The sequence below is a fragment of the Thalassospira sp. ABL2_045 genome, assembly GCF_056161285.1.
The window spans coordinates 511363-526298 of record NZ_JBSWYV010000001.1 but is presented as its reverse complement, the minus strand read 5'-3'; the positions used below and the strand labels follow the sequence as shown (position 1 = coordinate 526298).

13 protein-coding genes are annotated in these 14936 nt (G+C 54.9%); 4 read left to right on the top strand and 9 right to left on the bottom strand.

Annotation, left to right across the window (positions count from 1 at the left end; all coding sequences use genetic code 11):
• Positions 1 to 127: 127 nt before the first annotated feature.
• Positions 128 to 1933, bottom strand: coding sequence for a translation elongation factor 4 (gene lepA, locus ACXAIA_RS02465; RefSeq protein ID WP_475342862.1), 1806 nt, complete (start codon positions 1931 to 1933; stop codon positions 128 to 130).
• A 540-nt stretch (positions 1934 to 2473) separates the two neighbouring features.
• On the opposite strand from lepA, the gene ACXAIA_RS02460 reads away from it, so the two are divergent.
• Both ACXAIA_RS02460 and ACXAIA_RS02455 read left to right on the top strand, forming a co-directional pair.
• Positions 2474 to 4537, top strand: coding sequence for a sensor histidine kinase (locus ACXAIA_RS02460; protein ID WP_475347946.1), 2064 nt, complete (start codon positions 2474 to 2476; stop codon positions 4535 to 4537).
• Between the two features lie 110 nt (positions 4538 to 4647).
• On the top strand, positions 4648 to 5121 hold the full coding sequence (locus tag ACXAIA_RS02455) for a hypothetical protein (RefSeq protein WP_475347945.1): 474 nt from the start codon (positions 4648 to 4650) through the stop codon (positions 5119 to 5121).
• 79 nt (positions 5122 to 5200) lie between these two features.
• On the opposite strand, the gene pheT is transcribed toward ACXAIA_RS02455, so the two are convergent.
• From pheT to rpmI, 4 genes are all read right to left on the bottom strand, one after another.
• Positions 5201 to 7609, bottom strand: a complete 2409-nt coding sequence (gene pheT / locus ACXAIA_RS02450) for a phenylalanine--tRNA ligase subunit beta (RefSeq protein ID WP_475347944.1) — start codon at positions 7607 to 7609, stop codon at positions 5201 to 5203.
• Positions 7610 to 7613: 4 nt separating this feature from the next.
• Positions 7614 to 8684, bottom strand: coding sequence for a phenylalanine--tRNA ligase subunit alpha (pheS, locus tag ACXAIA_RS02445; RefSeq protein ID WP_475342866.1), 1071 nt, complete (start codon positions 8682 to 8684; stop codon positions 7614 to 7616).
• A 114-nt stretch (positions 8685 to 8798) separates the two neighbouring features.
• Entirely contained in the window at positions 8799 to 9155 is a 357-nt protein-coding gene (gene rplT, locus ACXAIA_RS02440) for a 50S ribosomal protein L20 (RefSeq protein WP_008888574.1), read from the bottom strand.
• A gap of 17 nt (positions 9156 to 9172) precedes the next feature.
• The gene (gene rpmI, locus ACXAIA_RS02435; RefSeq protein ID WP_008888575.1) at positions 9173 to 9370 is read right to left on the bottom strand and encodes a 50S ribosomal protein L35; all 198 of its coding nucleotides are present in this window, start codon (positions 9368 to 9370) and stop codon (positions 9173 to 9175) included.
• 253 nt (positions 9371 to 9623) lie between these two features.
• Here rpmI and ACXAIA_RS02430 point away from each other — a divergent pair, with 253 nt between their 5' ends.
• The gene (locus ACXAIA_RS02430) at positions 9624 to 10574 is read left to right on the top strand and encodes an AEC family transporter (RefSeq protein ID WP_475347943.1); all 951 of its coding nucleotides are present in this window, start codon (positions 9624 to 9626) and stop codon (positions 10572 to 10574) included.
• A gap of 65 nt (positions 10575 to 10639) precedes the next feature.
• On the opposite strand, the gene ACXAIA_RS02425 is transcribed toward ACXAIA_RS02430, so the two are convergent.
• The 4 genes from ACXAIA_RS02425 to ACXAIA_RS02410 form a co-directional block, all read right to left on the bottom strand.
• Entirely contained in the window at positions 10640 to 11044 is a 405-nt protein-coding gene (locus tag ACXAIA_RS02425) for a response regulator (RefSeq protein ID WP_475347942.1), read from the bottom strand.
• 52 nt (positions 11045 to 11096) lie between these two features.
• Positions 11097 to 11612, bottom strand: a complete 516-nt coding sequence (infC, locus tag ACXAIA_RS02420) for a translation initiation factor IF-3 (RefSeq protein ID WP_062956905.1) — start codon at positions 11610 to 11612, stop codon at positions 11097 to 11099.
• 229 nt (positions 11613 to 11841) lie between these two features.
• Positions 11842 to 12840: a glycosyltransferase family 9 protein gene (locus tag ACXAIA_RS02415; RefSeq protein ID WP_475347941.1), complete on the bottom strand. Its 999-nt coding sequence runs from the start codon at positions 12838 to 12840 to the stop codon at positions 11842 to 11844.
• On the bottom strand, positions 12837 to 14051 hold the full coding sequence (locus ACXAIA_RS02410) for a glycosyltransferase family 4 protein (protein ID WP_475347940.1): 1215 nt from the start codon (positions 14049 to 14051) through the stop codon (positions 12837 to 12839). The genes ACXAIA_RS02415 and ACXAIA_RS02410 overlap by 4 nt, the downstream gene beginning before the upstream one ends.
• A 56-nt stretch (positions 14052 to 14107) precedes the next feature.
• Between ACXAIA_RS02410 and ACXAIA_RS02405 the strand changes: the two genes are divergently transcribed.
• Entirely contained in the window at positions 14108 to 14917 is an 810-nt protein-coding gene (locus ACXAIA_RS02405) for an alpha/beta hydrolase (protein WP_475347939.1), read from the top strand.
• The last annotated feature ends 19 nt before the right edge of the window (positions 14918 to 14936 follow it).

Here is a 14936-nt window from a genome sequence, read left to right as displayed (position 1 = left end):
GCTCCTTGGGCAAATAACGGGTTGGTCTCGCCATCCATACCGCAGCACATGGTTACGCGAAACCCCAAAGAAAAAAGGCTGCATCCGCAAGGGAATACAGCCTTTGTTTCGGTACCGTAATTTCGGCTTACTTGTCGTCGCCCATCTTGAGCGCGTTGATAAAGGCCGATTGCGGAATTTCGACCTTGCCGAACTGACGCATCTTTTTCTTACCGGCCTTCTGTTTTTCAAGAAGCTTACGTTTACGCGAAACGTCACCGCCGTAACATTTTGCCGTCACGTCCTTACGAAGTGCTGAGACGGTTTCACGGGCAATCACCTTGCCACCGATGGCGGCCTGAATGGCGATGCGGAACATCTGGCGCGGGATCAGGTCCTTAAGACGTTTACAAATCTCGCGACCACGATATTCAGCGGCCGAACGGTGCACCATCAGGGCCAGTGCATCGACCGGCTCTTCGTTGACAAGGATGGAAACCTTGACCAGATCGCTTTCATCATAACCAGCAATCTCGTAATCGAAGCTGGCATAACCGCGCGAGATCGATTTCAAACGGTCATAGAAATCAAAGACAACTTCGTTGAGCGGCAGTTTGTAAACCGCCATCGCACGGTTGCCGACATAGGTCAGGTCCTGCTGAATGCCGCGGCGTTCGGTGCAAAGAGTCAGGATCCCGCCAAGATATTCATCGGGCACCATGATCGATGCCTTGATCCACGGTTCTTCAATCGCCTGGATCTTGGTGACATCGGGGAAATCAGCCGGGTTATGCAGCATGATTTCTTCGCCCTTGCTCATGGTGATCTTGTAAGACACCGACGGGGCGGTCGTGATCAGCTCAAGCTCGAACTCGCGTTCCAGGCGTTCCTGAATGATTTCAAGATGAAGCAGACCGAGGAAGCCACAGCGGAAGCCAAGGCCAAGGGCGGTCGAGTTTTCCGGTTCGAACTGGAAGGACGCGTCATTGAGATGCAGCTTTTCAAGCGCATCACGCAGCACTTCATATTCGCTGGTATCGACCGGGAAAATGCCACAGAACACCACTGGAATGGACGGCTTGAAGCCCGAAAGCGGTTTGGCACAGGGGCGTTTTTCTTCGGTAATCGTGTCACCGACTTCGCATTCGGCAACGGTTTTCATACCGCAGTTGATAAAGCCGACTTCGCCCGGGCCCAGTTCATCAAGGGCAAGCGGTTTTGGCGTAAAGACACCGACACGTTCGATCTGATGGGTGACCTTGGCGTTCATGAAGCGGACTTTCTGACCCTTTTTCAGGGTGCCTTCCTTCACGCGCACCAGAATCATCACACCGAGATAGGTGTCATACCAGCTATCGACCAGAAGAACTTCAAGCGGCGCATCCGCATCCCCGGTCGGCGCCGGCAGACGTTCGACCAGCGCATCGAGAACATCGGGCACACCCATGCCGGTCTTGGCCGAAATCATCACCGCGTCAGAGGCATCAATGCCAATGACTTCCTCGATCTGTTCCTTGACCCGGTCGGGTTCCGCCGCAGGCAGATCGACCTTGTTCAGGACCGGAACGATTTCATGATCGTTTTCAATTGCCTGATAGACGTTGGCGAGTGTCTGAGCTTCCACGCCCTGCGCCGCATCAACCACCAGAAGGGATCCTTCGCAGGCAGCAAGCGAGCGCGAGACTTCATATGCGAAGTCGACGTGGCCCGGCGTGTCCATCAGGTTCAGGGTATATTCCTGCCCATCCTTGGCGGTGTATTTCAACCGAACGGCCTGGGATTTAATAGTGATGCCACGTTCGCGTTCGATATCCATCGAATCGAGAACCTGCTCGGCCATTTCACGTTCGGTCAGGCCGCCGGTCAACTGGATCAGGCGGTCGGCCAGGGTCGATTTGCCGTGGTCGATATGGGCGATGATCGAAAAGTTACGAATATTCTTAAGGTCAGTCATATTTGGCTGCTTCTGGCACTAAAATTGGCTGGCATTTCGCCGCGTGGCACATTTGTTTAAACGGTGTAATCATCCATTTCCCACAAGATCAATACCGCGCACGCCGCAAGTTTTGACTTTCCGCCTTCTGCGTCCGCCAGCCAAGTACGGCGGCGACATCAGGGCATATCGCATCATTTATGCGAACAGGGACAATCAGAAAACCTGCATTGCGCGGTCATTGCATCCTTCGGGAATTTGGTTTTGTCATTTCCCGGATCAATCACCAGCGGGTTTATAGGGGTTTTTGCACGGAATTAGAAGCGTTGTGTTATGTTCAAACCCTGCACAAATGACTGTGGCCCGGCGCGGACACCATAGCAGCATCAAAGATGTTCTGACCGATTGCCTTTTCGCACACCGAAAGCAGGCCCAATCATCGAAAACAGTACCGTCAAACGCATGAATTCATTTGTTTGTATCCTTTTCAACCGTGTGAAAAGGACTTAGATTTCTAGTTGAGGAAACGATAATCTTGTCTGGCAGGACCCCGCCGTAAACATGTTCATAACGTCAATCGAGCCATCCCTGTCCCGGCGCAGCCTTGTGAAGCTGCGTAAACGGCTTGCGGCCTTGACGCTGACCGGCGTGTTCGTCCTGCTGTTTTCGTTCTTCTTTATTCAAAAGACGCTGTATGACAGCGCGGTCGAAAGTGCCAGTGCCCAGCTTGAAGCAACAGCTTTTCGACTGGGGTCCATGCTGTTGCTCCATAGTGATGTCGATCTGCAAAAGATCGTCGCTGACAATTCCGACATCACGGTCGGCCTGCTTGATAATCAGCTCAATCAGGTAAAGGGTTTCATCCCGCCGCATCTGATTGGTGACCTTGGCACCTATATCAGCACCCAGCAGACAGAACGTGACTCGCTGCTGTGTGTGCATAGCAGCGAGGTCATGGTGCTGGCCTATAGCAAGCTTCCCGAAATCAACCGCATTGTGGTGACATATACACCGCGCAGTACACTTTTGACGAACTGGCGCGACGCATTCATTTTGCACGCGCTGATGTTTGTCATGGCCATGACCATTCTATGCGGTCTGGCCATTTGGTTGTGGCAGCGTCTTAAACGCCAGCACATGCGTGCGGCCCACCTTGCCGAACATTTCAGCGACACTGAAAACACGCTGTCGGAATGTGGCTGTGCCGTGGTCAGCTGGCCGGTCGATACGCCCGATGGCAAATTGACAACCCAGCTGAACTGGCCGGAAATCCTTGGTCCGACGGCCGATAATATCGGCACAAGCATGACCGATCTGCTGGATCGGTTGTCACCGGCGTCACGAACCAAGCTGCGCGGACCGTTGATTGACAATGTCTGGCCGGATGCGCGGGTTGGCACCATGATCGATATCCGCACGGCCAAAAACCATATGCAGCGCTTTTACCTGATGGCGCATCGATATACTGAGGATGACCGGGAATTCATTTCTGTCTTGCTGTTGGAAACCGCCACGCAACAGGAATTGTGCCATCCGTTCGAGACCTATCTGCGCCATACGCCCGAACCGGCCATTGCCGTTGACCTTGATGGTGTTTTACGCGGATTTAGCCCGACACTTGAAGACCTGATGGGGTTGCCGGTGCATGACATCGTCAACAAACAATTCTTCAAGCTTTTCGTACCCGAAGACCAGCAAACCGCCATGACGGCGATGCGCCAGAAAAGCGGCACGACGATGCTTGGAGATGGCAAATCGATCCTGCGCGTTCTCGATCGCAAGGGCAATACCCGCTGGCTGGCATGGCATTGCGTCGGACCGTTTGACGATATGATCTTTTGCAGCGCGCGCGACGTGACCGAGTTTGTCGAAAACGCCAACAAGCTGCGTGACACGCTTGATCAGCTCAAACGCAGTAACGAAGACCTTGAACAGTTTGCCTATGTGGCATCCCACGATTTGCAGCAGCCGCTGCGCATGGTGGCAAGTTATACCCAGCTTCTCAAACAGCGTTATGGCGGCACCCTTGACCAGGAAGCCGACGAATATATCGACTTTGCGGTTGATGGTGCAAAACGCATGCACAAACTGATCAGCCATCTGCTTGAATATGCCAAGACCGGCGCGGGCGAGGATTTCAGCCCGATTGACTGTAACCAGGTCTTAAACGAGGCCCAGGCAGACCTTAAGGACATTATTGGTCGGGAACACGCCACCATCACCCATGATGATCTTCCGACCATCAAGGGTGATCGGATTGCGCTTTCGCGGCTGTTCCAGAACCTGTTGTCCAATGCCATCAAGTATCGCCGCCCGGGTGTACCACCGCATATCTCGATCACGGTCGAACCGGACCCGGTGATGCGCGACTATTGGCGTTTTTCAGTGCGTGATAATGGCATTGGCATTCATCCTGAACATGCACAGCGTATTTTCCGCCTGTTCCAGCGCCTGCATAAGGACGAGTTTTCCGGTACGGGGCTTGGCCTGTCGCTTTGTCGCAAGATCGTTGAACAGCATGGCGGGCGCATCTGGCTTGATACCAGCCGCCCGGTCAGTGACCCGGGGACGACGATTATCTTTACTTTGCGGGTACATCACGCCAGCCAATTACCAAAAAGATAGGGCCACCTTTCCCGGTCTTGCCGGGGCCGAATGGCAAGTATCTTGCTTCGTCTTTGGCATGAAGCGGGCAGACAGGTAAAAGCTGCCCTGTGCCTGTTATGGAGCGTTCAATGTTCAAGACCATCCTTCTGTCTCGCCCGGCCCTTAGACCCGTTCTGGGGATGATCGGCATTTTGGCCCTGAGCGCATGTGGCTCGGACATGCGCACCATGAATGACAGCCACATGCAGACACTGGCCTATTATTTTGCCGAACATGAACCGGGCGAACCGCTGCCACGTGGCTGGCGTCGTCTGGATGGTGCAGAAATCAATTACCGTTTTGCAAACGAAACGTATGGCGTCTACTCGATTGACGAGGACGAACAGTTTCTGGTCATGCATCTCTATGACAATGGCACCGGCCGACTTGAAGCCGATGACGATCGCGAACGCTGTGAATGGAACAGCATGATCGATCAGCTGACCATCGAATGCGATGACACCGATATGGAATGGCATATCTTTACCAATGGCCCGGACCTGATCGCGCTTGATCTGGACGAGGACGAATATGCCATCCTGCGCAAACGCCCCGGTCGGTAATTTTAACCGACATGGCGAAAGCAAAACGGGCGGCCCCATATGGCGCCGCCCGTTTCTCATTCGTATTCTCGACGCAGCCTTAGGCGCGCAACGAGCCGCCGGTGGCCTTTTCGACCGCCTCGACAACCTTTTTGCTGACCGCTTCGATTTCTTCTTCGGTCAGGGTTGCCTTGGTCGGCTGCAGGGTGATCGAGAAGGCGAGTGATTTCTTGCCGTCCTCAATGCCCTTGCCTGCATAAAGGTCAAAGATCGTCACATCCGTGATCAGATTGCGATCCGCCCCTTTGGCGGCTTTGATGATTGCCTCGGCCTTCACGCCTTCATCAAGCAGGAAGGCAAAGTCACGCTCGACCGACTGGAAGCTGGATGCATTGAGCGCCGGACGGGCTGTGCCCTTTTTCTTGGGCATGGGCACGTTTTCAACAAACAGTTCAAAGGCCACAACGCGACCTTTGACACCAAGTGCCTTAAGCACCTTGGGATGCAGTTCACCGAAATAGCCAAGAACGTTTTTCGGACCCAGCTGCAGGGCAGCCGAACGGCCCGGATGGTACCATTCCGGCGCACCGTCGGTATTGACCTGAACATTGGCGGCATTGGTGCCCAGCGCATCAATCAGGGCTTCGGCATCGGCCTTGACGTCAAAGACATCAACATCACGGCGCGAACCGGTCCAGCTGCGCTCGGTCGTTGCCCCGGCACGCAGGCCGGCAGCCACCAGACGCTGATCACCTGGCTGATCGCCAAAGAATTCCGGACCGACTTCAAACAGAGCCAGATCGGAGAAACCACGTGCCTGGTTGCGACCGGCAGCCGCGATCATGTTGATCAGGGCATTGGGGCGCATGATATCAAGATCGGAACTGATCGGATTGGCCAGATACAGACCGTCTTTCAGCTCACCAAACAGTTTGGCCCAACGCGAATCGGTAAAGGACCAAGTCACGGTTTCGTATAGTCCACGCGACGCCAGAACACGGCGGGTCAGACCCACACGCTTTTGCATCGGTGACAGGGCCGGAACCGGCAGGCTGCTTTCACGTTCAAGCGGCACGGTCGGGATTTTGTCATAGCCAACAATGCGCAGGACTTCCTCGACCAGATCGGCTTCACCGATGATGTCGGGACGCCAGGTCGGTGCGACGGCGGTAATGACCGGTGCAGATCCACTGACCTCAAACCCAAGCGATTTGAGAATGTCGATGGCACGATCGGCCTCAACAGCAACACCGCCAAGCTCAAGAATACGGTCGATGCGCAGATCAAAGGAATTGCGCGGGTTGGGCACTTCGCCGGCCTTAACGACGTGCGAAACTTCGCCGCCACAGATTTCCGTGATCAGATGGGTGGCAACTTCCATGCCCCATGCAATCGACTGCGGATCAACGCCACGCTCGAAACGGTAACGGGCATCGGAATTGACCTGAAGCTTGCGGCCGGTCTTGGCGATACTGATCGGATCAAACAGCGCGCATTCGACAAACACATTGGTGGTTTCTTCAAGGCAACCGGTCTCTTCGCCGCCAATGATCCCGCCAATACCGAGCGCCTTGGCCTGATCGGCAATGACAACCATGGAATCGGAAAGTTCGTATTCCTTGTTATCAAGAGCAGCGATCTTTTCCCCACTGGTCGCGTAGCGCACATTGATGTCACCCGACAGTTTGTCGGCATCAAACACATGCAGCGGACGGCCCAGATCGTGGGTGACCAAGTTGGTGATATCCACCAGTGCCGAGATCGGACGCAGACCGATGGCTTCCAGACGGGCTTTGAGCCAATCCGGGCTTTCGGCGTTTTTCACACCACGGATATAACGGCCATAGAAGGCCGGAACCGCGTTGTTGCTGGCGATATCGCTGCTGATGGTGACGCCAATCGGGCTGTCAAATGACCCAGCAACCGCTTGCTCGCGCGGATCGGCCTTGAGCGTGCCGATACCAGCTGCCGCCAGATCGCGGGCAATACCACGCACACCGGTGCAATCCGGACGGTTCGGGGTCAGACCGATTTCAATGATCGGATCATCCGCGCCAAGAACGCCGGCAACCGGTGCGCCGATTTCGGCATCTTCGGGCAGTTCGATGATGCCGTCATGGTCTTCACCAAGGCAAAGCTCACGGGTGGAGCACATCATGCCCTGGCTTTCGACGCCGCGGATTTTGCCCGGCTTCAGCTTGGAGCCATCAATCGGAATGATCGCACCCGGCTGTGCGAGTGCGACTTTGATGCCGGTGCGGGCATTCGGGGCCCCACAAACGACCTGGATAACCTTGTCGCCGGTATTAACGCGGCACAGTTTCAGGCGGTCGGCATCGGGATGCTGACCGGCCTCGATGATGTGCGCGACACGAATGTCGGCAAGGGCTGCCGCACGGTCAGTGACATCTTCGATTTCAAGACCGATATCGGTCAGTTTTTCGGCAACCACCTCGATCGATGCATCGGTATCAAGGTGCTGTTTCAGCCAATTCAGTGTGAATTTCATATCCTCAGCCCCTTACCATGTTCGGTACATCCAGCGGCACGAAACCATAATGTTTCAGCCAGCGCAGATCGGTATCGAAGAAGGTGCGAAGATCGGGAATACCGTATTTCAGCATCGCGATACGTTCGATTCCCATGCCAAAGGCAAAGCCCTGATATTCTTCCGGATCAAGACCACAGGCAGACAGAACACGCGGATGAACCATGCCGCAGCCGAGAATTTCCAGCCAGTCGTCGCCTTCGCCAATCTTGAGTTCCCCACCCTTGCGCGAGCATCCGATATCCATTTCGGCACTCGGTTCGGTGAAGGGGAAGAAGCTCGGACGATAGCGCACCGGCACATCATCAAGTTCGAAATAGGTTTTGACGAACTCAAGCAGGCAACCCTTGAGATGCCCCATATGGGTTTTCTTGTCGATCACCAGACCTTCGACCTGATGGAACATTGGCGTATGGGTCATATCGCTGTCAGAGCGATAGGTACGACCCGGCGCAATGATGCGGATTGGCGGCGTTTTGGACTGCATGGTCCGGATCTGCACCGGCGAGGTATGGGTACGCAGCACAAGGCGCGAACCGTCTTCCTGTTCAGGCAGATAGAAGGTGTCCTGCATTTCACGCGCGGGATGTTCCGGCGGAATGTTCAGTGCGGTGAAGTTATGGAAGTCGTCTTCAACATCCGGGCCTTCGGCGAGCGCAAAGCCCATCTCGCCAAAGATCGAGACGATTTCATCAATCGTCTGGCTGATCGGATGGACGCGACCCGCGGTTTCATCCGGACGCGAGGACAGGGTGACGTCGATCCGCTCGCCCGACAGACGCGCCTCAAGAGCGGCATCTTCAAGGGCTGTTTTGCGGGTTTCGATTGCGCCAGCGACCTGGTCCTTGACGGCATTAAGCGTCTGACCAAATTCACGACGCTGGTCCGGGTCCATCTTGCCAAGGTTTTTCATCAGGCCGGTAATGCGGCCTTTCTTGCCAAGGGCGCTGATGCGGACGTCTTCAAGCGCGGTCAGATCCGCTGCCTTTTCGACTTCCGCCAGAACCTCTTCGCGCAATGCTTCGATGTTTTCCATAACTTCCGACGCTTTGGCTTGGGTTTAAAAATCACAAAAAGAAAAGGGACGGCCAATATGGCCGCCCCTGATCAAATCAGGCAAGTGCCGATGAAACCTTTTTACAAAGGTTTATCAGTCCAGTGCAGCCTGCGCCTGGGTGACCAGAGCTTTGAAAGCTTCCGGCTCACGCACTGCGATGTCGGCAAGAACTTTACGGTCCAGCTCAACACCAGCCTTTTTGAGGCCGTTCATGAACTGGGAGTAGCTCAGACCGTTCTCACGTGCGCCAGCGTTGATACGCTGGATCCAGAGCGAGCGGAACTGGCGTTTCTTAACGCGACGATCGCGGTATGCATACTGCAGACCTTTTTCCACAGCCTGGACGGCGGTGCGGAAAGTGTTGTTGCGGCGACCGCGGTAACCCTTGGCAGCCTTAATAACCTTGCGGTGACGAGCGTGTGAAGACACGCCCCCTTTTACACGAGCCATTTAACTCTCCTTCAACCTTAACCGTACGGCAGGAATTTTTTGACGATGCGGGCATCTGCGTCACAGAGGATCTCCGTGCCACGAGCCTGGCGCTTCATCTTGGTCGGTTTCGCAGTCAGAAGGTGGCGTTTGTTAGCCACGTTGTGACGGACTTTTCCGCTGGCGGTCAGGCGAAAGCGTTTTTTCGCGCTCGCTTTGGTCTTCATCTTGGGCATTTTTCTATCCTTGCAAAAGCAATGAAAACGAAATCCCCTACGGCGGCTGGGCATGCCCTGAAGAACCAATACAGTCCTTCCAGCCTCACCACCTGTTTTGGGGACGGGTGGTTATAGACTCCGACTTTACCTTTTTCAAGGGCCAATTCAGCCCTTTCCCCTTGCTTTTTGCGGCATTGCGCCGCCATTGTGCCAATGCACTGCATTTTGCACGCCAATCCGCCATCGCACATTTCGCCATCTGACTGACTAAATGTCGCAAATCACATCAATCATTTTGCCGTTCTTTGCCCTGATCGGCCTTGGCTGGATCGGCGGCAAGTTCAGGATTGTCTCACCTGATGGCATGCGCGGCATTAATGGGTTCGTGTTCTATTTTGCCTTGCCCGCCCTTTTGTTCAAGGCACTGGCGACCAGAAGCCCTTCTGAAATCTGGCAACCTGACATCATGCTGGCCTATGGCGGTGGCACCCTTGTGGTTTATGGCACCGCACGCCTGATCGCCGCAAAACTCTTTGATCTCGACCCGACCAGTCAGACCTTGTTCTCGTTTGCCGCGACCATGGGCAATGTCGGCTTCATGGGGCTGCCGCTGATCATCGGGTTACTTAGCCCTGAGGCGACAGTGCCCCTGATTGTGGCATTGGCTGTCGATCTGATTGTGATGCTACCGCTTTCGCTTTTCCTCCTGGAAAGTGCAAAGCATGCCAAGGGCAGCAATCCGGCAGGCAAGATCATTCGCGGGACGGTTACAAACCCGGTGGTACTGGCCATTATCGTTGGTGTGGCTGCAAGCTTGCTTGATCTTGATTGGCCAGATGGCGTTGATTACCTGCTTGATCTTTTGGGTCAAAGTGCAGGACCGGCAGCGCTGTTTGCAATCGGTGTGGCCCTTGTCGGCCGACCAATCGCCGAAAAGCGCGCCGAACTTGCCACCATGTCTATTGCCAAGCTGATTGCGCACCCAATTGCTGTGTTTATCGGCTTCTGGCTTGTCGGGTCGGCAAGCGGGCTTGAGGCAAAAGCCGTTCTGTTGCTCGCAGCTTTGCCGACTGCCGGGAACGTCTTCGTTATCGCGACGACCTATGACCGCTATATTGTGCGCAGTTCATCGATCGTGCTGGTGACAACAGCCCTTGGTGTGATCAGCTTTTCCGCATTCTCGGTCTATATCGACACGATTGTGGGCTGGCTCGCACCCTAAATATCGGGCGAACCTGTTCACGCATCAATGAGGATTGAGGTTTGGTGGGCGCTAAAGACCGCAGATCAGATGGCGGTCTTGATGGTATGTGCCCGGCCGATCCACTTTTCGATTCGGCTCATCAGCTTTTCGCGGTTGATCGGCTTGAGGACGAAATCATTCCCGCCGGCTGCCACACCGCCGCGCAGGTCTTCTTCGCCGTGCCGTGCGGTGACATAAATGATGGCACACGCCAGATCAGGGAAATGCGTCCGGACATTAATCGCTGTTTCAAACCCGTTCATATCGGGCATCATGATATCCATCAAGATGATGCGCGGACGCTTGGTCTTGAGAAGTTTGAGAAGTTCCTTGCCAGAGGAAACGCCCTGAAACGTGAACCCGCCGCTTTCGACGATTCGTTTCAGAAGAACCAGGCTCTTGGGGTCGTCGTCGACACCAACGATCAGCAGATCATTTCCAGCTGGCATGGCATTCCCTCTTTGGCTTGAACCTTGGGGTAGAAAGGCAAAACGCCGCGTCTTAACGCGGCGCCAGCACCATAATCATAACACGGCCTTCCATCTTTGGCATCATTTCCGGCTTTGCGAGTTCTTCAAGATCCCCCGAAAAGCGCTGGAGCATGCCAAGACCAAGGTCCTGATGAGCCATCTCACGTCCGCGGAAGCGCAACGTGACTTTCACCTTGTCACCACCGCCAAGAAACTTCTGCGCGGCACGCAGTTTGACGTTGTAGTCGTGGATATCGATGTTCGGACGGAGTTTGATCTCCTTGACCTCGATAACCTTCTGTTTCTTTTTGGCCTCGTTCTGCTTCTTGCTTTGTTCGTATTTGAACTTGCCGTAATCAATCAGCTTGCACACTGGCGGCTCGGCATTCGGAGCGACTTCGACGAGGTCGAGTCCAACTTCCGCTGCCATTTCAATGCCTTCACGCACCGTTATCGGGTCGGACATATTGCCTTCAGCGTCAACGACACAGATGGAACGGGCTTTGATATCCTCATTGACGCGCGGACCTTCCTTGGTCGGCTGCATCGGTTTGCGTGGTCGTGCTATGGATAATCTCCTATGGTCATCAAACAAATCGGTCAGAAACAGAAACAGGAAAACATATGGACACGTTCACAGGTGTTTTCTGCAAGACCTCACCTAGCATATCCACGTGCGTTCAGAAAGCAATGATTTTAGGCACCTATAGCGGCCTCAAAGCGCCATTTTCCGCGCTTTTGTTTTACAGCGCGAAATCGGGTAAATGCGGCAAATCCTAGTCGACCAGATCAAGGCGCTGGCGAATGACATCCATCACCCGATTGACAGTCAACTCACGCAGATCACTTTCGCGCACAATACTGACCGCATTCGGGCCATGGCCACGCGGCGCACTGAGTTTGGGATCAGACTCGCGGGAAAACAGAACGACTGATGGCGCCCCGGCTGCTGCGGCAATATGCATTGGTCCGGTATCATTGCCAATCGCGAGAACCGAACGCTCAGCCAGCGATGCAATATCGAGAAATCCTGTTCTCGCCATCAGATTCCGCGCCTTGGGGCACATCTGATCAATCCGGTTCAAAACATCAGCTTCACTATCCGTCCCGATCAGAACCGGGGTCAATCGATAGTCCGCGAGCTTCTTTGCCAGCAATCCAAATCGTTCGGCAGGCCACCGTTTCGCCGGACGATGGGGTGCACCGCCCGGGCAGATCAGTACAAACGGGCTTCGAATTCCAAAGCGATCCAGATCGATATCCGGCCCGGAAATGAACGGAGTCGGAACTTCCTTGATACCTGCATCGGCAAGCTGTTCAGCCACACGATCAATCGTATGCATATTGTCGCGCGCCGGATTGGCATGCGGATGTGAACATCCTCTTGCAATGCCGGACCATTCAGGCTTTGGTCCCGGCCAGAACAGCTTGAAATAGAAACCGGTCCGATCCGATGTTTGCAGGTCATAAACCCGATCAAAGTTGCCGTTCTTCAGGAAACGGCGAAGCGCGAAAACTTCGCGAGGTTGACTGAGTTTCGGGCGGCGGTCGATAGCGATTGAATCGAAAAATCCACTGGCCTTCATCAGATCGACATATGGCCGTGTGGTCAGCACTGTAATGTGCGCATCAGGATGGGCTGCCCGAATGGCGGCAAACGGCCCCATGGCCAGAACAACATCACCAAGGGCCGAGAGTTTGATCACAAGGATGCGCTCTCGCGCAGCAGACTCATGGGAATCTGCTGCCACGGCTTCGGGTTTTTGATCAATCATGCAGCGTTCCTGACGACACGGTGCAACGCCTTGGCATAGACATTCAAGGTCCGTTCAGCCATTTGCGCCAAGGAATACTCGGCAATTACGTGGTTGCGCCCCTTGGCCGCCAGCTTGGCACGTTTTTCCGGTGTTAGCTGCAAAACCTGGATAAGCGCACGAGAGAGCTGGTCAACTGCGTCGGGGCTCACCAACCAGCCTGTTTCACCAGGCAGAACTGTCTCCATAGCTCCACCATGTGCCGTCGAAACAACCGGGCGCCCCATCGCCTGTGCTTCAGAAGGAATTCGGCCGAAGGCCTCTGGCTGAATGGAAGGACACGCGACAACATCTGCCAGCATATAGGCAGCTGGCATATCGTTGCAGTGATCAACGATGTGAACGACATCTTCCAGACCGAGCTTGCGCGTGATCTGCAGAACTTCCTCGCGATATCCGGTGCGGCCCTGATCTGACCCGACGATAAGACAACGCACTTTGCGATGGCCGAGTTCTTCAAGAACTGCAGGGAGCGCGCGGATCAGGAAGCCGTGCCCCTTCCAGCGTGTGATCCGACCCGGCAGCATGATGACATATTCCTCGCCATCAAGGCGCCACTGGTTTGAAAGCGCGATCAGGCGTTCCTGACTGACATTTTCCGGGTTGAACAGATCCACATTCGTGCCGCGTGGCACGATATTCAGGCGGTCCGGCTCAACCTTGTAATATTTGTTGATGTGATTGGCGATGTGCTTGGAGATCGCAATCACCTGATCACCCATGGTCATGATCGCATTGTAGCGACGCTTGAACGGGTTGTTATAGCCAGAATAAGTCCCATGGAAGGTCGTCACAAACGGAATGCCGGTCTTGCGCGCAGCAAAATAGGCACTCCAGGCTGGCGCGCGCGAGCGGGCGTGAATGATATCGACACCCTCTTCACGGATCAGCTTGACGAGCGCATCGATATTCTTGCGCATCGTCAGGATGTTTTTTGATTTGAGCGGCAGGGTAATGTGCTTGGCGCCAAAGCGATCAAGTTCGCGCTCCAGACGACCGCCTTGGGATGCAACAAGCGCCTTGCCACCGCCATCAACGATGGCACGCGCGATATCAACTGTACCGCGCTCGACACCACCGGCATCAAGTTCCGGCAGGACCTGTAAAATAACGGCAGGTCGATAGTCCCCGCCTTGCGCTTGGGGCTCTGATCGATAGACTGTCTCTGTCATTACTTCTGACGCGCTCATGCAACTCCAACCATCAACACCCAAGGACCCAGCCCCGGATGACACATGACTTGCCGACGCAACAGCCTGCAAAGCCCGAATATCTCAACCGGCCGGATGGTTTAAAAATCGCATACCATCACGTACCGGGCAAGCAATCTGACGTACAGGTACCCAAGACACCCGGCGTGACGTTTCTTGGCGGTTTCATGTCGGACATGACCGGCACCAAGGCCACCCACCTTGAGGCGCACTGCATTCGGCAGGGGGTGGCTTATACCCGCTTTGACTATTCCGGTCACGGACAATCGTCGGGGAAATTCGCCGATGGCACCATCGGGCAATGGGCCCGTGATGCCATTGCTGTGCTTGATGAAATCACCACTGGTCCGCAGATTCTTGTCGGTTCCTCGATGGGCGGCTGGATCATGCTTCTGGCAGCTCTTGCTCGTAAGGAACGGGTCGCCGGTCTGGTCGGCATCGCCGCCGCCCCCGATTTTACCGAAGACCTGATGTGGGCGCAGTTCAGCGAAGACCAGAAAAAGACCATCATGGATGAAGGTGCGCTGATCGAGCCGACCGAATATGGCGATGATCCCTATACCATCACCCGGGATCTGATCGAGGATGGCCGCAACCAGCTTTTGATGCGCCAGCCGATTGATCTGACATGCCCGGTCCGGCTGGTTCAGGGTATGCAGGACCCGGATGTGCCTTGGCAAACGGCGATCCGCCTGACAGAGGCACTGGTTACCGATGATGTTCGGGTAGACCTGATCAAGACCGGCGACCACCGCCTGTCAGAGCCCGATCAGCTGGACGTGATCACCAATCATATTGATGAAGTGATCGCAAAGATGGCGGGGTAACTCAAAGCCTTTGTATTAC

Bases quoted from the DNA above. Each gene is read 5' to 3' on its own strand.
- lepA (WP_475342862.1), bottom strand. From the start codon at position 1,933: ATGACTGACCTTAAGAATATTCGTAACTTTTCGATCATCGCCCATATC.
- ACXAIA_RS02460 (WP_475347946.1), top strand. From the start codon at position 2,474: ATGTTCATAACGTCAATCGAGCCATCCCTGTCCCGGCGCAGCCTTGTG.
- ACXAIA_RS02455 (WP_475347945.1), top strand. From the start codon at position 4,648: ATGTTCAAGACCATCCTTCTGTCTCGCCCGGCCCTTAGACCCGTTCTG.
- pheT (WP_475347944.1), bottom strand. From the start codon at position 7,609: ATGAAATTCACACTGAATTGGCTGAAACAGCACCTTGATACCGATGCA.
- pheS (WP_475342866.1), bottom strand. From the start codon at position 8,684: ATGGAAAACATCGAAGCATTGCGCGAAGAGGTTCTGGCGGAAGTCGAA.
- rplT (WP_008888574.1), bottom strand. From the start codon at position 9,155: ATGGCTCGTGTAAAAGGGGGCGTGTCTTCACACGCTCGTCACCGCAAG.
- rpmI (WP_008888575.1), bottom strand. From the start codon at position 9,370: ATGCCCAAGATGAAGACCAAAGCGAGCGCGAAAAAACGCTTTCGCCTG.
- ACXAIA_RS02430 (WP_475347943.1), top strand. From the start codon at position 9,624: ATGTCGCAAATCACATCAATCATTTTGCCGTTCTTTGCCCTGATCGGC.
- ACXAIA_RS02425 (WP_475347942.1), bottom strand. From the start codon at position 11,044: ATGCCAGCTGGAAATGATCTGCTGATCGTTGGTGTCGACGACGACCCC.
- infC (WP_062956905.1), bottom strand. From the start codon at position 11,612: ATGCAGCCGACCAAGGAAGGTCCGCGCGTCAATGAGGATATCAAAGCC.
- ACXAIA_RS02415 (WP_475347941.1), bottom strand. From the start codon at position 12,840: ATGATTGATCAAAAACCCGAAGCCGTGGCAGCAGATTCCCATGAGTCT.
- ACXAIA_RS02410 (WP_475347940.1), bottom strand. From the start codon at position 14,051: ATGACAGAGACAGTCTATCGATCAGAGCCCCAAGCGCAAGGCGGGGAC.
- ACXAIA_RS02405 (WP_475347939.1), top strand. From the start codon at position 14,108: ATGACACATGACTTGCCGACGCAACAGCCTGCAAAGCCCGAATATCTC.